17 protein-coding genes, 1 pseudogene and 1 other annotated feature are annotated in these 18,485 nt (G+C 35.1%); of the genes and pseudogenes, 14 read left to right on the top strand and 4 right to left on the bottom strand.

Annotation, left to right across the window (positions count from 1 at the left end; translation table 11 throughout):
• Positions 1-496 precede the first annotated feature (496 nt).
• The 8 genes and pseudogenes from FEZ13_RS20215 to FEZ13_RS20210 form a co-directional block, all read left to right on the top strand.
• A complete protein-coding gene (locus FEZ13_RS20215; RefSeq protein ID WP_243881324.1) occupies positions 497-802 on the top strand; it encodes a lysophospholipid acyltransferase family protein in 306 nt (101 codons plus the stop codon).
• Between the two features lie 366 nt (positions 803-1,168).
• Complete coding sequence (locus tag FEZ13_RS15275) at positions 1,169-1,462, top strand: helix-turn-helix domain-containing protein (protein ID WP_146553383.1); 294 nt, start codon at positions 1,169-1,171, stop codon at positions 1,460-1,462.
• A 415-nt stretch (positions 1,463-1,877) separates the two neighbouring features.
• Positions 1,878-2,417 carry a signal peptidase I gene (gene lepB / locus FEZ13_RS15270; RefSeq protein WP_146547815.1) on the top strand — a complete coding sequence of 180 codons (540 nt, stop codon included), beginning with the start codon at positions 1,878-1,880 and terminating at the stop codon, positions 2,415-2,417.
• 28 nt (positions 2,418-2,445) lie between these two features.
• Positions 2,446-2,919 (top strand): low molecular weight protein-tyrosine-phosphatase, encoded by a 474-nt coding sequence (locus FEZ13_RS15265; RefSeq protein ID WP_146553382.1) that lies wholly within the window; start codon positions 2,446-2,448, stop codon positions 2,917-2,919.
• Between the two features lie 343 nt (positions 2,920-3,262).
• Positions 3,263-3,976 (top strand): YebC/PmpR family DNA-binding transcriptional regulator, encoded by a 714-nt coding sequence (locus tag FEZ13_RS15260; RefSeq protein ID WP_146547817.1) that lies wholly within the window; start codon positions 3,263-3,265, stop codon positions 3,974-3,976.
• A 656-nt stretch (positions 3,977-4,632) separates the two neighbouring features.
• Positions 4,633-6,333 carry a methyl-accepting chemotaxis protein gene (locus tag FEZ13_RS15255; RefSeq protein WP_146553381.1) on the top strand — a complete coding sequence of 567 codons (1,701 nt, stop codon included), beginning with the start codon at positions 4,633-4,635 and terminating at the stop codon, positions 6,331-6,333.
• Positions 6,334-6,617: 284 nt separating this feature from the next.
• On the top strand, positions 6,618-7,193 hold the full coding sequence (locus FEZ13_RS15250; RefSeq protein ID WP_244950957.1) for a YdcF family protein: 576 nt from the start codon (positions 6,618-6,620) through the stop codon (positions 7,191-7,193).
• 210 nt (positions 7,194-7,403) lie between these two features.
• Positions 7,404-7,585: pseudogene (locus FEZ13_RS20210) on the top strand (transposase); the annotation flags it as partial.
• Between the two features lie 135 nt (positions 7,586-7,720).
• On the opposite strand, the gene FEZ13_RS15245 reads toward FEZ13_RS20210, so the two are convergent.
• Complete coding sequence (locus tag FEZ13_RS15245; protein ID WP_244950958.1) at positions 7,721-8,476, bottom strand: cytochrome c biogenesis CcdA family protein; 756 nt, start codon at positions 8,474-8,476, stop codon at positions 7,721-7,723.
• Between the two features lie 333 nt (positions 8,477-8,809).
• Positions 8,810-9,826 (bottom strand): SEC-C metal-binding domain-containing protein, encoded by a 1,017-nt coding sequence (locus tag FEZ13_RS20205; protein ID WP_255473201.1) that lies wholly within the window; start codon positions 9,824-9,826, stop codon positions 8,810-8,812.
• A 214-nt stretch (positions 9,827-10,040) separates the two neighbouring features.
• On the opposite strand from FEZ13_RS20205, the gene FEZ13_RS15235 reads away from it, so the two are divergent.
• Both FEZ13_RS15235 and FEZ13_RS15230 read left to right on the top strand, forming a co-directional pair.
• Complete coding sequence (locus tag FEZ13_RS15235) at positions 10,041-11,738, top strand: M3 family oligoendopeptidase (RefSeq protein ID WP_146553402.1); 1,698 nt, start codon at positions 10,041-10,043, stop codon at positions 11,736-11,738.
• A gap of 62 nt (positions 11,739-11,800) precedes the next feature.
• Positions 11,801-12,074: a binding site (T-box leader), on the top strand.
• Between the two features lie 308 nt (positions 12,075-12,382).
• A complete protein-coding gene (locus FEZ13_RS15230) occupies positions 12,383-13,243 on the top strand; it encodes an SAM hydrolase/SAM-dependent halogenase family protein (RefSeq protein ID WP_146547824.1) in 861 nt (286 codons plus the stop codon).
• Positions 13,244-13,462: 219 nt separating this feature from the next.
• Here the strand turns inward: FEZ13_RS15230 and FEZ13_RS15225 are convergent, their stop codons facing one another.
• Positions 13,463-14,173, bottom strand: a complete 711-nt coding sequence (locus FEZ13_RS15225; RefSeq protein WP_146553380.1) for a hypothetical protein — start codon at positions 14,171-14,173, stop codon at positions 13,463-13,465.
• A 56-nt stretch (positions 14,174-14,229) separates the two neighbouring features.
• On the bottom strand, positions 14,230-14,943 hold the full coding sequence (locus FEZ13_RS15220) for a hypothetical protein (RefSeq protein ID WP_146553379.1): 714 nt from the start codon (positions 14,941-14,943) through the stop codon (positions 14,230-14,232).
• Between the two features lie 135 nt (positions 14,944-15,078).
• Between FEZ13_RS15220 and FEZ13_RS15215 the strand changes: the two genes are divergently transcribed.
• From FEZ13_RS15215 to FEZ13_RS15200, 4 genes are all read left to right on the top strand, one after another.
• Positions 15,079-15,537: a DUF4879 domain-containing protein gene (locus tag FEZ13_RS15215; RefSeq protein WP_146553378.1), complete on the top strand. Its 459-nt coding sequence runs from the start codon at positions 15,079-15,081 to the stop codon at positions 15,535-15,537.
• A 557-nt stretch (positions 15,538-16,094) separates the two neighbouring features.
• Positions 16,095-17,174: an AI-2E family transporter gene (locus FEZ13_RS15210; protein WP_146553377.1), complete on the top strand. Its 1,080-nt coding sequence runs from the start codon at positions 16,095-16,097 to the stop codon at positions 17,172-17,174.
• 9 nt (positions 17,175-17,183) lie between these two features.
• Complete coding sequence (locus FEZ13_RS15205; protein ID WP_146553376.1) at positions 17,184-17,807, top strand: NUDIX hydrolase; 624 nt, start codon at positions 17,184-17,186, stop codon at positions 17,805-17,807.
• A gap of 109 nt (positions 17,808-17,916) precedes the next feature.
• Complete coding sequence (locus FEZ13_RS15200; RefSeq protein ID WP_146553375.1) at positions 17,917-18,384, top strand: hypothetical protein; 468 nt, start codon at positions 17,917-17,919, stop codon at positions 18,382-18,384.
• Positions 18,385-18,485 lie beyond the last annotated feature (101 nt).

Below are 18,485 nucleotides of genomic sequence, written 5' to 3'. Positions count from 1 at the left end.
ACGGCGACTCCTACGGGAAAAGCTTGAGCTGAAAGCCCCGCAGGAACGTAGTGACGAGGAGATTGAAGCCAAGCCCGTGGAAAGCGCCGTCTGTAGCGGAACACACAAAGATACGAATTGATAGAAAACATTTGTGCGTATTTTTTATCTAAATTTTGCATTATGAAATTGATTCACATAAACAATATTTGTTGCTGGATGCTATATCGTTTTTACTTATTTAACCTAAAATTTTTGAAAAAACAAACTATTTTCAATGAATTTTGCGCATTGGGTACACATTTTGAAAATTTAGACTACAATATAAAGTAAGGGAAATAGAGATGGATTCATGGAAGTCAACTAATTTAATGGGTTATTAATTTAGTATGGCGCGTGTAGGATGTAAAGGTGTGGAAGAAATATAGCGGACAGGTAGGGTTTGCTATGTTTCTTAAAAAATAAGAGTAAAATTTTTTATAGATTTGTAAGGCGGTTTGTTACTAGATTCTTAGGCTTGTTTAATAAGATAAAGATTGATAATAAGCAAAATATGCCAGCAGAGGGTGGTTATATAATTGCTTGTACACACACTGGATGGATTAATATTTTGAATCTTGGTGTTTCTATTTGCCCGAACCCAATTCAATTCATGACGAAGAAACAACTCTTTGATTATAAACTACTAGGTCGGTTTATAACAAAGATGAAAGCTTTCCCAGTAGATCGTGAAAATCCATATCCTAGCGTTGTGAAAGTACCTATGAATTGGATTCAAGAAGGAAAAGTTATAGGGATTTTCCAAGTGGTACAAGGAATATAGAAGGTACGTCTTTAAAACAAGGTGCTATTCAATCACTCAGCTTTTAAAAGCACCTATGAGATCCCAGTTGTTTAATAGATGCCAATAGCCCAAAAGAGGTCTCACTTGTAAAAAGGGTTGTATGGAAAATCTTTCTATGTTACAGCAAGAGGAAGAGGCAGAGAGAAATTTACACATTACTTGGAAGAGCAGTTAGTTACTTTAAAAGAGAAACTAGAAGAAAAGATTTTGCGAAAAGAGCATTTCGATCTTGAGAACTAGATGGTGTATCTTATGTCAATATTATTTCTTCTAAGTTCGGCAATCTTGAAAAGTAACGCAATCAAAGAATACTGTAGAACACAATTTCTTTTAAGGAGTGGTTAGATGGTTTCTGTAGGTTTATTTGAACAGGAAGATAATAATGTTGAGCGGGAGAAAACTCCTTTAGAAGTGATGGCAGAAAAGCGAAGTCAAATCATTTTTAAACAACGTATGTCGGTAGGACTAACACAATCAGAATTAGCAGAGCGAGCGAATGTCACGCAAAAAACGATCAGCCGCATTGAACGTGGTGACAGTAAAGTCAGAGAAACTACTCTACAAAAGGTGTATGAAGTTTTAGGTATCACAGAAAAGCATTTAGAAACTCTGAAAGAACAGCAGGATACGCAGCTGTAAAAAATTCCGAAGAAACTGTCTATTAAGTCATATTTGACCTAATAGACGGTTTCTTTTTTGCCAGACAGTATATTCTTCACCTCAAGATTCAAGTAAAAAGCAGAGGAAGAGTGTGGTGAAACGGATCATAAAAATACGAGTGGCTTAACGAATGAACAATGTAGATGAAGAAAAGAAGATCCCAATAAATGAAGTTTCACTTGACCTCGCACAACTATCAACAAGTCACTCACTTTGAAATAGATGAGGAAATATTCACATAAATGGAAGTTTTACTTTGCCCTATGTTAAAATTAGAAAGTGGTAGTACAGTTTTTTATATTTTTGATTATTATTCAATGACAGAATTTATCTAAGGGTGGCATAATATTGAATAGCTATGAAAGTAAAGCCACAAATTAGAGGGTGATATAAAATGGAAAAAAGAAATCTAAGCAAGGAAATTTTATCATGGGTATGGCCTATTTTAATTGCAGTAGTTATTGCAGTTTTATGTAGACAGTTCCTGTTTTCACCAGTAACAGTAAAAGGTGAATCAATGGAGCCAACATACGAAAACAATAATAAGATTATTATTAGTAAGACAAGCCACATTGATCGTTTTGATATAATCGTTTTTCAATCTCCTGTAGAAGACGATCATTATATAAAACGTGTTATTGGTTTACCAGGAGATACTGTTAAAGTGAAAAATGACAAGCTCTATATTAATGGTAAAGAATATAAAGAATCTTACTTAAAAAAAGGGATTCGAGAGTACCAAGAGATGGGCGATCATTTCACGGAAGATTTCACACTGAAAGAAGTAACTGGTGAATCCAAGGTTCCGAAAGATTCTTATTTTGTATTAGGCGACAATCGTCAAAATAGTAGTGATAGCCGCGAATACGGTTTTATCAAAAAAACAGCGATTACAGGAGAAGTGAAATTTCAATTTTATCCAATTCAATTTTAATATTAGTAGATTTTAGAGGAGCTTTATTATGAAGATAGGTATATTATTTGTTTGCTTAGGAAATATTTGTCGCTCCCCAATGGCTGAGGCTATATTCCGAAGCCTTGTACAGGAACTGGAAATAGAAGATCAATTTGATATCGATTCGGCGGGTACGGGTGACTGGCATATAGGAGATGGGCCGCACCAAGGAACCGTTCAAAAGCTTGCTGAGCATAATATCTCTACTGAAGGAATGTATAGCCGACAGCTGAGACTAGAAGACTATGATCGCTTTGACTATATTGTATGTATGGATAATAGCAACATAGAAAATGCATTGCCAATGTTAGGACAGCCTGAGAGTTCAAAGGTATTTCGATTACTTGATCTACTGAAAGATCCTAAAGATGTACCAGATCCCTATTTTACAGGTGATTTTGAAGAAACATATCAGCTATGTGTAGAAGGTTGTAAAGCCTTGTTGCAAAAAATTAGAGAAGATGGAGGAAGTCACTCATAAGGGGGCTTCTTTTTTTATTCGGCTTTAACGGGCAGTGAGACCCTCATCTCAAGATTTGAGTAATAAACAAGAGGATTAATGGAGGAACAATTGCCTGTAAAAACCCGATTGGTTCGGGAGAGCAAGATGTTGGTCACTCAGGTGTTGTCACAGGCGCTTTTCACTTCCGTTCTCTAGTTCAGTGGGGATCAAGAAAACCTCCACTGGGTGAAGTTTCACTTTATCCAAATATACAAATTATGAGGATTATAGTGTATAATACAACAGTGAATTAATGTCCTATACTATGTGGGGGCTACCCACTCGTAAATTATATATATTATTTTGAAAGAGAGTGAATCCAATGGGGCGTAAATGGAATAATATTAAAGAGAAAAAGGCTGCAAAAGACCAAGGTACAGCACGTATTTATGCCAAATTTGGCCGTGAAATTTATGTAGCTGCTAAACAAGGTGAACCAGATCCAGAATCTAATGGCACATTAAAAGTTGTTTTAGAACGTGCAAAAACATATAGTGTACCAAAACATATTATTGACCGTGCAATCGAAAAAGCAAAAGGCGGCGGTGAAGAAAATTATGATGAATTACGTTATGAAGGCTTTGGACCTAATGGCTCTATGATTATTGTCGATGCTTTAACCAATAACGTAAACCGTACAGCAGCAGATGTACGTGCGACATTTGGTAAAAATGGCGGTAACATGGGTGTCAGTGGTTCGGTTGCCTATATGTTCGATGCAACTGCTGTCTTTGCTTTAGAAGGTAAATCTGCGGAAGAAATTTTAGAAACGTTGATCGAAGCGGATGTCGATGTTCGTGATGTTTTCGAAGAAGGCGACTCAACGATTATTTATGCTGAACCAGCTCAATTCAATGCTGTACAAGAAGCATTGAAAGAACAGGGGATTACAGAATTTAATGTTGCAGAATTGACAATGCTTCCACAAACAGAAGTACAACTTGAAGGTGAAGACCTCGAAAAATTCGAACGCTTAATCGACCTTCTAGAAGACTTGGAAGATGTTCAACAAGTATATCACAATGTAGAAATGTAAAGAAAATGATCTACCTAAGAAAATCTTAAAATAATATAAAATAACAAGCGTATTGATTAGAAAAAATAGGTGGTAAGTTCGAAGCAATTCTAAAAAGTCTTGGAGAGAGCGAATAAATCCTTGGAGAAAGCGAATAAACCTTTAGAGAGAGCGAATAAATCCTCGGAGAAAGCAAATAAACCCATGAAAATAGCGAATAGCGGGGTAAAAGTAGATAACCAACACGCTGATAAAATGATGAAAAGTCCAGTGGTATAGAGGCCACTGGACTTTTTTTGAATAGCTATTTTATCCCGCGTCAACGAGCAGTAAGACATCCATCGCAATGCTTAGAGAAAATAGGTGGGGGTCTTACTGCTCGTAAAAACCCGATTGGTTCGGGCAGAATGTTAGTCACTCAGGTGTTGTCGCAGGACGTGGCGTGGCGCTTTTCACTTCCGTTCCTCTAGTTCAGTGGGAATCAAGAAACCCACACTGATGGAAGCTTCACTGTATTATTGATTTTTCACGAAATTGTAAAGTGTTGGACACTATTTATGTGATTTTTGTTGTGCAAAGATATTCTATATAGTAACATAATACTATATATGAATGATAAAAAAGAACTAATATTATTTTTGATAGTGACTATTTACATAAGCTGGGGGAGATTTTGAGTGAAAATATTTTTTAATTTTAAATCTTTAAAAACAAAGATATTATTTGGATTTGCTGTAGTACTCCTATTAAACATTTGTCTAGCACTTTATAATATTTTTGCTATGAACAGTGTAAATTCGAGCATAAACAAATTGGCGAAAAAAGATATGCCACTATTAGTGGGCGATGAAAAAATGTCATTTAATATTGCTGAACGCATTGCATTAGCGCGAGGCTATCTTTTAACGGGAGAACAAAGTTATAAAGATGACTTCACGGATTATGCAAAAGAAAGTCAAGTTATTGCAGATGACCTATTAACAAAAACGGATTCTGAAAAAGCAAAAGAATTAGTAGAAAAAAGTAAACAATGGGAGGATATTATTGTTAATGATGTCTTTCCTGCTTATGATGTAGGGGAGTACGAAAAAGCTACAACATTATTAAATGGTGAAGCTCAAACCCTTGCTCGTGATTTGATGAAAGAATATGAAAAAATCGCAAATCAACGTGAAACACAAGCATTAGATAATAGTACAGTTGTTATGGAAACAGGTAAAAAATTATTACATGTAATACTAGTAGTTTCCTTAATTGTGTTGGCTGTTTGTGCTTTTATCGCATTGTTTACGGCCAATACGATTATTAAACCGATTAACCGAGTGATGAAACAATTAGCTGAAATTGCTAATGGTAATTTAACAGTGGAACCTCTAACGACGAAATTAAAAGATGAAACATCAAGATTAATGAAATCATCAAATGATGTACTAGATAAGTTAAGTTTTCTAATGAAAAAAGTTCATTCCAATGCAGAGACACTAAGCGCACATAGTGAGGAATTGGATCAATCTGCCAATGAAGTAACGGAGGGTTCTGACCAAATTGCAACGACCATGATTGAATTAGCAAAAAGCGCTGAGTCACAAGCAAGTAATTCTGTGACGATATCCAATCAGATGGAACAATTTACTAGCCAAATTGAAGAAGTCAACCATAGTGGGCAGGAAATAAAAGAGAATTCCATGAAAGCATTAGTAGTAACCCAAAGGGGACGTGAACTTATGGATTCCTCTATTGGTCAGATGACAACTATTGATACAATCGTAAAAAGTTCTGTAGATAATGTCCACCATTTATATGATCAATCAAAAGAAATTTCTAATCTTGTTTTGGTTATTAAAGAAATCTCAGATCAAACGAATCTATTAGCATTAAATGCGGCTATCGAGGCAGCACGTGCAGGTGAACATGGTAAAGGTTTTGCGGTTGTTGCAGATGAAGTACGTAAATTAGCAGAACAGGTGTCCAATTCTGTTTCAGATATTACAGGCATTGTAAGTAGTATTCAACAAGAAACGGGATCTGTCGTAGAATCATTGGTAAAGGGTTATGAAGAAGTAGAAAAAGGTACTGTTAAGATTCAAAAAACGGGTGAAACATTTAAAGTCATTAATGACTCTTTCGCCCAAGTAAATGCGAATATCGAAAATATTTCTAGTAGTCTTAATAGAGTTTTAGTTGATAGCGAGCAAATGACGAAGTTGATTGAAGAATCAGCTGCATTATCAGAAGAATCAGCGGCAGGTATTCAAGAAATATCAGCATCTGTTGATCAATCAAATAATTCAATGCATGAAGTATCGAAGAGCGCAGATGAACTTGCGCAAACGGCAGAAGATCTTATGGAAATTGTAAATAGCTACCAATTGAAGTGACTAAGTAACGAAAAGACCGCTGAGCAATAGCCTTGCTTCAGCGGTCTTTTCAATACATAATATTTTTAATTCTGCATTAGAAGACCTATGCATCAAAACTTTAGAAATAATAGGGGATTAGCTGGGTTATACAATTTATCCCGCTTTAACGGGTAGCAAGACCCCCACTGATGGAGTTTCACTATCTTATAAGGTGACAGAAAAATATGCTTCTATTTAAAAGGTGTAGATTTTGTTATTATTGAAGTAACATAAATAATAGTCTGTAAGTAGGTGATACTGAGGTGAGAAAAAAGACAATGTTCATCTTACTAATTATTAGCATACCAGTGATATTCTTTTGGGGCATGACGAGCAAATGGTTAAAAGATGGTGAACAACCCAGAGCAAATGGAAAATATAAATATGTTATAGTACTAGGTGCAAAAGTAAAAAGAGGGGCAATACCATCAAAGGCATTGGCCTTTCGTTTAGACGCGGCCTTAACTTATGCTAGGCAGTACCCAAATGTGAATCTTATTGTTTCAGGCGGTCAAGGCGCTGATGAAGATGCAACAGAAGCTTCCGTTATGAAAAAGTATTTGATAGATCGAGGCTTTCCAGAATCGAAAATCGTCATTGAGGATCAGTCAACGTCTACTTACGAAAATCTATTAAACGCTAAAAGAATAGTTGGAAACGATTTAGAAGGATTAACCATTGTATCAAGCGATTATCATCTGGCACGTGCTAAAATGCTTGCAGAAGGACTTCATATAAAATGTGATGTCGTTCCAGCTAAAACTCCCAAAAGTATAGAAAGAAAAGTTAGATTTCGAGAGCGCTTTGCCCTTTTGAAATCAGCTATTACAGGAAAATAACAGGTTGTTATGTTCCAAGTACTGCTATAAGTACTAAATAATAATTGAATACTTTTTTATTTTGTAGATAAGGGCTTATATTGAACCTTGTCTACAGTTTTATTGGTTAATTTTCAAAATATTAAGATAATTAAATTGATTTTATAATTGCTCTTTTTAAAAATACAAAAACCTGCAGAGTTTTGATGTTTGTAAAAAAACAAAAATTACGTCCCTAGTTTATATGAATTATGTGAAAAAGAATCGGTTTATTATATTATCCGCTTAAAATCAAACGCGATTCTCCAACAACTTGCGGAAGAATACTTTCGACTTCAGATATTACTGAAACAGAAGTCTATTATGAAGAAACCATTTATCAAGCAAAATCATGGGATCAACCAAGAAAATTAAAAAACGTAGGCTAATTCAAGGGAGTAGTCCGCCCAAAAACAGCACTTTTTTACGCAAAAATTGGAAAATCGTATCTTTGGAAAGCAAATAAGTACTTAATAAACTTAAGACGGGGAAAATAACTAATTTTCTTACTAATTCCACAACTTATTGTGTGGCTGTGAATAATTCAGGATAAATAAGTTTTTAAAAAAATTTTGCATCTCGGAAGCCCAAATATTAATGTATATCATTTTATCAAAAAAAACCATTATACCAATCATAATCATTAAAACTCCACCAATTTTCATAAATAATGAAGAATATTTTAATATTATTTTGGTTTTACTAATGAAAAATGCCATTATTATAAAGGGAATACAGAATCCTAATGAATATGCTGTTATGTTAAATAAAGTTTGTGTAGGGTACATTATATTTGTATAAATAATTGCCCCAAAAATTGGCCCTACACAAGGGGTCCAGCCAGCACCAAAGACCATTCCTACAATTACAGAATTAATAAATCCTATTTTTCTTTTTCCAAGATTGAAACGATGCTCTTTCATTAAAAAGGTCGGCTGAAAAATTTCTAATAAAAACAATCCCATTGTTACCAAGAAAATCCCACCAAGCATTTTTATTAAATCGTGATATTCGATAAATATCTTTCCGATAAAGCTTGCAGAAAATCCCATTGCAAAATATATTATTGTAAATCCAATTGAAAAATAGACTGAATGCAAAAGAACAATTTTGCGAATATCTATAGAATTTCGTTGATTTTTTAATTCCCCAACTGTAACACCTGAAATATAAGATATAAATGATGGATATAATGGTAAACAACAAGGGGAAAAAAACGCTAATAACCCACCTGCAAAAGCAAGCCATATTGAAACATTTTCCAAGCTAATTCCTCCTTCCCTTTCCATTATACATTTAAATCATTTTGATAGAAGAGTGATAATGTGTAAATAAAGGCAATATTGTGTTATTCAAGGAATAAAAAAAGCATCTCAATAGGGAGATGACTGAGAGATGTTTTGTACCTGGCTGTTTTCAGATCGCATCTCTAAGAGTAGACTTGTTATTCACTAACAAGTCTACTGCCAATTCGCTTGTTTATCATGTGCGACAATATGCTAATTGAACCGCCTATACACTAGAATAGTACGGTGGCGTGAGGGATCGGAGACTAGTAATTGCCTCCTACCACTCTAGGTTCATTTTTTATAAAATAGTTAGCGAGATTGAATGATAAAATCATTAAATTGATGTCGATATCTTGAGATAGAGGATGGAGATACTCCGAAATAACCAGCAATCTCTTTAACCTTTGCCAATCCACCATCAGAGATTAAACCAATTGCTTGACCAACTAAAATAGTGCCAGCAGCAACTGTTTCAGCTTTTTTCGCTGTAACAGCTTCCTCAGTTAGAAAGTCAGTTAACAACTCTAAGAATTCACTTGCATCTAAAGTGTATTCATCTACATATTTTTGAACAACATCAAGTACCTCTATTGTAAATGGAGTTAAATTGGCTTCAGCCTCAACTGATACAGCGACTTCATCATGATCTTCTTTGGTACTTGTACTAGCATTTTTTTTATATGTAACAAATGTATGATACAAGTTTAATGAGTCTCTATAACCATTTTGAAGTTTTAAGCGCAAAGCTTCCACAATATCTTCTTTTTCATCTGGAATAAAAACGACACTGCTTGTTGCAGTTAGTCCATTTTCTCCCTTACGAGCATCTGGCATAAAAATACCAAATAGCCAATTACCAGAAAACGTTTTTACAGGTGTACCATTCATTACATAGCTTTTGTTTGTTACAAGATCTGTGATCGCTATGATTTCGGGACTTTGAGAATCGACTTTTGCAAGCAAGAAGACTGGTTGTAACCATGATTGAAGAATATCTTTTACTTGTTGTCTATGTTGTTTAGTCAATTGCTTATTTATATAACTTTTCCAAAATTCAGGGTGATCAATATAAATATACGTTTCCATGGCGATTGTATCGAGTAATTTGTCTGAAAATACATGATGCAAAGAGTCTCGCCATAGTTGACTTCTTTTTTCTAGTTCATGATAATTCGCAGAATGAACGGATTCCTTTACAAATCCTTCTACAATGCGATCGATTTCTTCACTTACAAGTGTAGTCATATCGTTTAGCGTATTTTTACCATGACACTTTTTATATTTTTTGCCACTGCCACATGGACAAGGATCATTACGACCTACCAATGTAAAGCACCTCTCTTTAAAAATTGGGCATGAAATTAGGGTAGCACAATTTGAGGAAAAAAATAAGTGTTTTAGTGATTCTATTTTGAAATGAGGAACTTATTACCAAAATTTAGAGTGTATTTGACACATTAGTTGCAATATTTCAGAATATAATAAATAATGAAGAGAATACTTCGGATTTCGAAAAATCCATAGGAAAAGAGGAATGAAATTGGTTACTTTTAAAGATTATGAATACAAACGACCAGATCTATCCGCAGGGAAAACGTATTTTCATCAACTGCTAACAGCGTTTAAAAACGCAAAATCCGTGGATGAACAAAGTGAAGTGATTGAGAAAATCAATGCTTTCCGTAATAATTTTTCAACTCAATATAACTTAGTGTATATTCGTGCCTCTATTGATACAAATGATGAATTTTATCAACAGGAACGAGATTATTTAGATGAAAAAACACCTGAGATGGAAGAGCTGACGACCGAATATTATAAGGCTCTTTTAGCATCTCCATTCCGTAATGCTTTAGAAGAAAAATGGGGTTCACAATTATTTGATTTAGCAGAAAATCAAATTAAAGGTTTTGCACCCGAAATCATGGAGTTCATGCAAAAAGAAAATAAGTTGAGCTCTGAATATTCTAAGCTAGTAGCTTCAGCCCAAATCTCCTTTGATGGCAAAGAATTGACACTGGCGCAATTAGGTCCTTACATAGAGTCTACAGATCGTAGCGTTCGAAAAGCAGCCATAGAAGCTCATTTTGGATTCTTTAAAGAGCATACTGAAGATTTTGATCGTATTTATGATGAGCTGGTAAAAGTACGTCATCAAATGGCGGTTACACTCGGTTATAAAAATTATGTGGAGCTTGGGTATGTATTGATGAATCGAATCGATTATAATGCGGAAATGGTTAAAAGTTATCGTGATCAAATCCGTGATGTCATCGTCCCATATGCAACAGAATTACGCCAACGACAAGCTAAACGTATCGGTGTAGACAAATTAAAATACTATGATGAAGGACTAAAGTTCTTGAGTGGTAATGCAACACCAAAAGGTACAGCCGAATGGATTGTTCAAAATGGTCAAAAAATGTATGAAGAACTATCTCCTGAAACAGCAGAATTCTTTCATTTTATGATTGACAGAGAGCTTATGGATCTTGTGGCGAAAAAAGGAAAGGAAGGCGGGGGCTACTGCACATTTATCGAAGATTATCAGTCACCATTTATCTTCTCAAACTTTAATGGGACTTCTGGTGATATCGATGTATTGACGCATGAAGCAGGGCACGCATTTCAAGTATATACAAGTCGTAACATAGGAATTCCAGAGTATATTTGGCCAACATACGAATCATGTGAAATCCATTCAATGAGCATGGAATTCTTTACATGGCCTTGGATGGAATTATTCTTTAAAGAAGATACGGAAAAATATAAATTCTCTCATTTGAGTGAAGCTCTATTGTTTTTACCATACGGTGTAGCGGTAGATGAATTCCAGCATATTGTTTATGAAAATCCTGAAATGACACCAAAAGAACGTAAATTGGCTTGGAAGAAAATTGAACAAACTTATTTGCCACATCGTGATTATGATGGCATCGAATACCTAGAACAAGGTGGTTTTTGGCAACGTCAGCCACATATCTATAATAGCCCATTCTATTATATCGACTATACATTAGCGCAAGTATGTGCATTCCAATTTTGGAAAAAGTCTCGTGAAAATCATAAAGAAGCGTGGAAGGATTATATACATCTATGTCAACTGGGGGGCAAAATGTCATTCACAAAATTAGTGGCTGAAGCAAATCTTGTATCACCATTTGAAGAAGGTTGTTTAGAGTCTGTATTGAAAGCTATTCGAGAATATTTGGATGCAGTACAGGATGACAAATTATAAATAATTTTTAGTCAATTCATTGACAACTTTAGTGATTAGCTATACATTAGAACATGTAAATAATAAAAGCAATGACGAGAAAAAGTAAAATGAGTTCGTATTTCTTAAAAGAGAGCTTCGGTAGCTGAAAAGAAGTAGAAATCGATCATTTGAAAAATGGCCTCTGAGCTCCGTTTTGAACGTGCATAAGCATTAGTAGGATGCGGCGGGAGTTGATACCCGTTACCTATATCACAGTCTAGAAAGCATTCCGAATTTCTGTACTGATGGAGGCCAACTTATGTGAGTAAGTAGGCAAATAAAGGTGGTAACACGAGTATACAACTCGTCCTTAACAATCAAAATGATTGTAGGGACGAGTTTTTTTGGCTCTATACTAAATGTTGGAATATTGAAATAACAACTTTCAAGATGCTAATTGTTTGTATGTTGATCCAACTAAAACAATAGAAAAGTGAGGGTGTGTCCTGACACTCCATCTAAAACTGGTTACGGAAACTCTATAAGCGTTCATGAATAGGTAGCGCAATGATTGGTGAAAAGAAAGACTGAATAGTTAGATATTGAATGACGGAATGCATTCATCACATAACTAGTTAAATTTTGCTTCTAATGAGATATATACAAATAAGGAGATGTTTTATATGGGAAAAGGTCTACTTGTATTTCAATCAGATTTTGGCATAAGCGATGGTGCGGTGAGTGCCATGTACGGAGTAGCGCATTCTGTAGATCCGGAAATTAAAATTTACGATATTACACATCAAATTCCACAATTTAATATATGGGAAGCAAGTTACCGCTTACTGCAAACAGCTCAATATTGGCCTGACGGAACAGTTTTCATTTCAGTTGTGGACCCAGGTGTTGGCTCAGATCGCAAAGCAGTAGTTGCGAAGACAGTGAATGATCAATATGTTGTAACACCTGATAATGGGACATTGACACATATAAAACGTTATTATGGTATTGCAGAAGTTCGAGAAATTGATGAATCGATTAATCGTCTACCTAATTCAGGCGAATCACATACATTTCATGGACGTGATATTTTTGCCTATACAGGCGCACGATTAGCTTCAGGGATCATTACATTTGAAGAAGTAGGACCTTCTCTTAAAGTGTCTGATATTGTGGAATTGAATTTAAAAGAATCTACTATTGAAGATGACGTTATTACGGGAATTATTGATATAGTGGATAACCCCTTCGGAAATTTATGGACTAATGTCCGTCGTAGCCAATTCAAACGATTGGCCAAACATTATGGAGATGCATTCGAAGTAACGCTTAGCACCGATAATCGTAAAATCTATCAAAGCATTATGACATATGGTCGTTCTTTTGCGGACTTACGGGTAGGGGAACCCCTCCTCTATATCAATTCATTAGATAATGTAGGTATTGCGATCAACCAAGGATCTTTCGCAAATGCATACCATGTAGGGACAGGGACTAATTGGGAGGTTTCTATTCGTAAGGCTCCTAAAATCGTATATATATAACCTGCTAATTGGGGCTTACGCATACATTAAACTCGTTATTTAGGGAGAAGATGGGTAAAATTTCCCCTAAATGAAAGAGCCTGTGAAATTTGATGATGAGTAAAATTCACAGGCTTTGATTCTTTTTAAAGTGGAAATTAAGTTATTACATAAAGTCCAAACAGAAAAATCTCCTTATGTTTAGAAGTTATAAACAAAGTCAATTGAGGAAAATGGGTCTTAAATCGAATCGTTATAGACCTGTTTTGCTTTTTCTAAACTATTTACTTCAAGCTCTTTGGTTTCTAAGTCCTTCGCATATTGTTTTTCTAAAAAGGCACGCTGCTCATCATATTTTTGTTTGTTAATGGTTGCAAGTAATTCATCTGAACTCATTAATCCTCCATGATTGTTTATTAGTCCAATTTCATAGCACCGTTGTAAAATATCTAAATGCTGCATCGCGTCTTGGACATCGATACCTTTCCCATTAACCGTTGTATTTTTAAAAAAGGTGAACCAATTTTTCGATTGAATTTGTTGTTGTGCCTCATCGGAACTTAATGCATTTTGAGGGTTTACCATCTTTCCTTTTTCTGCTAAATAGCAAAAATCAAAAAAGCTCATCGAATATCCAGTTGAGTACCCTGTATTTCCTGTTCCAACTATCTCTTCCCAAATATTCTTTAACGGTCCTTGTTCTTGATTGATTTGGTTCCAACGTTTCACATCTTCTTCAGAAAATTGATTTGCTAATAGTGAATTTCCTACATTAATCCCAAATACCTCTGTGTTCCCATACTTATCGTATACTATTGAATCTGAATCAATTGTCTCCACATCTATCGCATCTGTCTCGTTCGTAGTTTCTAATGTTTGTACGGGTTGATTTCCTTTTGGTTGTACACTGCCCAACAAACTTAGTTGTGTTCGCCCAACTTGTCCTATCATTTTTAAAACCACCTTTTTTAGAAGTTATAAACAAAGTCAATTGAGGAAAATGGGTCTTAAATCGAATCGTTATAGGCCTGCTTTGCTTTTTCTAAACTATTTACTTCAAGCTCTTTGGTTTCTAAGTCCTTCGCATATTGTTTTTCTAAAAAGGCACGCTGCTCATCATATTTTTGTTTGTTAATAGTTGCACGTAATTCATCTTCACTCATTAATCCTCCACGATTGTTTATTAGTCCAATTTCATAGCACCGTTGTAAAATATCTAGATGCTGCATCGCGTCTTGGACATTGATACCTTTCCCATTAACCGTTGTATTTTTAAAAAAGGTGAACCAATTTTTCGACTGAATTTGTTGTTGTGCTTCATCTGAACTTAATGCATTTTGCGGGTTTACCATCTTTCCCTTTTCTGCTAAATAGCAAAAATCAAAAAAATTCATCGATACTTTAGTTGAATACCCTGTGGTAGCCTCCACTCCTGCCATTTCGTCGAAAATAATCCTTAATGGACCTTGTTCTTGACTGATTTGTTTCCAACGCTTCACATCTTCTTCAGAAAATTGATTTGCTAATAGTGAATGTCCTACATTTATTCCAAATACTTCTGTATGACCATACTTATCGTATACTATTGAATCTGAATCAATTGTCTCCACATCTATCGCATCTGTCTCGTTCGTAGTTTCTAATGTTTGTACGGGTTGATTTCCTTTTGGTTGTACACTGCCCAACAAACTTAGTTGCGTTCGCCCAACTTGTCCTATCATTTTTAAAACCACCTTTTATTGTTTATATTTTGTATCGACAGTTTTTCTATTTTTTTAAGATTTTTTATTTTATGTAAGGAAACAGTTAAATATGGAATATTATAGACGATAAATTAACAGGAGGAGGTGATACACATGAAAAAAACATGGAATTTATTATTAGTTGCTTTTGTCGTTTTTGTTGCCATTTTAGGTAATTCAAATTCAGAAGCCAAAGCCGTACCAGCGCCTATATTAAAAAGCGCCGTCATTGATCAAGTATCAAACGATGGTGGAAACTGGGAAAACATCCCTTATAATGCGCAGCCACTATATAAAGCAAATGCAGTTATGCATGATTATGTTTATTTCCGCGTAACTACAGATGGTTATTCTAATAATTATATCTACAGTGGTTCAACAATGATCACAACGTATGCAACGAACTATAAAAGTATCCCTATTGTAGGATCTGATAATATCGTGACAGGTTATAAGCGTTATTACCGTGTTCCTGTAGAAAACTTGGTAACAAATAGTATCCAAGTTTATGCATATAGCCAAGTTGGTACAACAAAAATTTGGACAAACATTATCAGTTTCGATGTAGAATAAGTGAAAAGAGACTGGGGCGAAATCTATCTCCAAATGAAAAAGCCTGTGAAATTTGATGATGAGTAAAATTTCACAGGCTTTGGTCATTTTTAAAATAAAATAAGGTTGTCTTCTGTTGCCCATTCTGTTTATCCTGCGTTAACGGGTAACTCAAGGTTTAGAGAAAAGCGAGAGAGATGGTGGGGGATCATCTGCCCGTAAAAGTCCGATTGGTTCAGCTAACTATCCTTGGGGATGAAGAACCCCCCCACGGATGGAAGCTTCACTTTATCATGCATGAAAAAAATCGAAAGTTGAAAACGAAATGGGCATCGCATTAATGACCGTAGATTTACGAAAATACACGGTCAAAAGACGAGATGGCAAAAGAACTAATAACAAGAAATGGAGAAGGGAGAATTTGAATTGGCTCAGATTCTCCTTTCTTTCTATTTAGAGTTAGTTATGCTTCAGTCTCTTTCTTTTTTTAGAGAATGTTATTTCCAGTTTTCTAGAGTATCGCGTATACTTAATATAAGTAAAATAATTAGGTATTTTTGTGAATGGAGTGGAAATAATTGACGAAAAAACTATGGTTTCAAGCGGGTGTGGGTATACTTCTGGCATTATTAATCGTGAAGTATTTTCTCGAAATCAAATCCCTCTTCTATCCAATCGTAGTCATATTAAGCGCTATATTTATTCCATTGTTAGCTGGGGGAATTTTATACTATGTAACCGAACCGATCCAACGTTTTTTAGAAAAGAAAAAATTCCCACGTTGGGCAAGCATACTCTCTATTATTGTATTAATCAGCGTTGCAGTCTATGGCTTTATAGCTATTGTTGTCCCACCAATCAATACGCAAATCAATAATTTAGTGAAAGCAACGCCAACATTGGCAAATGAGCTTTCAGATATGGTGGATTATGTACTAAAAAATCGTGAAAACTTCCCAGATCAACTAAATGATGCGATCGATAGCGTAACGAATTCCATCCAAGACTATGCAGTATTTACAAGTAAATTTTTAGTTCAATTCATTTCGAGTATTGTTTCAGGAGCATTTGTGTTAATACTTGTGCCATTTTTCTTTATCTACATGTTAAAGGATCACGAAAAATTTGCTCCAACGATTTATAATTTATTTACAGGTTCAAGACGTGCATGGATTAAGAAAACATTATCTGAAATTGATGATGTATTACGCAATTATATTCAGGGGCAGCTACTGATTAGTTTTATCTTGGCGATTATTATTTTCATCGGCTATAAAATTATAGGGTTAGAATATGCATTATTACTGGCACTGTTTGCTTTCTTTATGAATATGGTACCGTTTATTGGACCTTGGATCGCACTTGTTCCAGCAATAATAGTAGGCCTTGTACATGATCCAATGCAAGCCGTCTGGGTATGTGTCGTGACACTTGTTGCACAACAAATAGATAGTAACTTTATCACACCAAATGTCATGGGGAAAACACTAGATATTCATCCATTGACTGTTATCACGATTATTCTAGCAGCAGGTAATATTGCAGGGTTTGTAGGGATTTTACTAGGTGTACCGTTGTATGCTGTCGGGAAAGTAGTGGTGAAGAATGTTTATCAACATTGGAAAGCGATTCGTACCACTGCAACTAAAAATGTGTAGGTGATAGAAGTGGAAACGGAGATTTTAAAAACTTTTGATGAACAGCATAAACCATTAGGTGTTGCTACGAGAGCAGAGATACATGCAAAGGGATTATGGCATGAAACTTTCCATTGCTGGTTGATCAGTGAGATTGCTGGCGATTATTATTTGTATTATCAGTTAAGAAGTGCTGATAAGAAAGATTATCCCTCCCTTTTTGATGTGACAGCAGCCGGGCATTTGCTGGCATCAGAAACACCTGATGATGGTATAAGAGAATTACATGAAGAGCTAGGACTATATTTGACGATAGAAGATCTAGAAAAACTGGCGATCATCCCTACAATGATGAAAAAATCTTCCATACATGATTGTGAATTTGCTTATGTATTTCTTGCGGTACAGTCGGGAGGCTTTACTGATTTCCATTTACAAGTGGAGGAGGTCGCCGGTATTGTACGTGCAAAACTGACAGATGTTTTCGATTTTATTGCAGGTGATACACCATTCCTCCATCTAATAGGGTTTGAGATACTTGCAAATGGAGAAAAGAAAAATCTTGTTTTAGATGCAAAACCGAGTGATTTTGTTCGGTATGACGATTCATATATGACAACATTTATGAATTTATTGAAACAAAGGTTTCTATAACGAAATGGGTTGAGTATGATTAACCTATTTCGTTCTTTTCATTTTAGGACGATTAAAAATACGAAAGATGCTATACTTAAAACGATTATGAAGGACAAAGGAGAACACTATGTTAACATTTGAACAAAAACAACAAATTATTGAAAGTTTTCCAGAACTCATACGTAAAGAAATTTCAATGAATCGTTTAAATTATCATTTTGACGGTAGTCAATATGATAAAAAAATCGTAGTTGAAAAACTACATCCAAATGGCAATGGCTTTGTTTATGTTGGAGATTTACTGCGATATAATGCGGATGACAGAGGTTTAGTGAATATTCGCGATTTCTCAGAACAAGAGTTGCGGGAAGCCATTGAAGATTCTATTATGTATTTATCAGAAGTAGATGAACCCGTTGAAGAAGTGAAGATTGAACAAATCTGGCGTAATCGTACGAATGATCAATTACTTCTTGTCAATGATGCACCTTATTGGAATATTTATCATGGTTTTAACTTAGAAGAAAGCTTTGGCACACGTAAGGATGCTGAAGATTATCTATTCGCTGAAGGTTTTAAACCATCGAATAAATAGCATGAATCTGGAAAGGAAGAAGCAGATGTCAGGTAAAAAGATAACCATATTCGTGATAGGTTTTGTGATTATTTGTGCGATTCTTATTTATCTATCGATAT

The organism is Rummeliibacillus sp. SL167, assembly GCF_007896505.1.
GTDB classification, from domain to species: Bacteria; Bacillota; Bacilli; order Bacillales_A; family Planococcaceae; genus Rummeliibacillus; species Rummeliibacillus suwonensis.
Note: the sequence above shows the minus strand (reverse complement) of the source record. Positions and strands in the feature narration are given on the sequence as shown.

Coding starts and splice junctions, on each gene's coding strand:
- FEZ13_RS15275 (WP_146553383.1), top strand. CDS start 1,169: ATGGTTTCTGTAGGTTTATTTGAACAGGAAGATAATAATGTTGAGCGG.
- lepB (WP_146547815.1), top strand. CDS start 1,878: ATGGAAAAAAGAAATCTAAGCAAGGAAATTTTATCATGGGTATGGCCT.
- FEZ13_RS15265 (WP_146553382.1), top strand. CDS start 2,446: ATGAAGATAGGTATATTATTTGTTTGCTTAGGAAATATTTGTCGCTCC.
- FEZ13_RS15260 (WP_146547817.1), top strand. CDS start 3,263: ATGGGGCGTAAATGGAATAATATTAAAGAGAAAAAGGCTGCAAAAGAC.
- FEZ13_RS15230 (WP_146547824.1), top strand. CDS start 12,383: ATGGGAAAAGGTCTACTTGTATTTCAATCAGATTTTGGCATAAGCGAT.
- FEZ13_RS15225 (WP_146553380.1), bottom strand. CDS start 14,173: ATGATAGGACAAGTTGGGCGAACACAACTAAGTTTGTTGGGCAGTGTA.
- FEZ13_RS15220 (WP_146553379.1), bottom strand. CDS start 14,943: ATGATAGGACAAGTTGGGCGAACGCAACTAAGTTTGTTGGGCAGTGTA.
- FEZ13_RS15215 (WP_146553378.1), top strand. CDS start 15,079: ATGAAAAAAACATGGAATTTATTATTAGTTGCTTTTGTCGTTTTTGTT.
- FEZ13_RS15200 (WP_146553375.1), top strand. CDS start 17,917: ATGTTAACATTTGAACAAAAACAACAAATTATTGAAAGTTTTCCAGAA.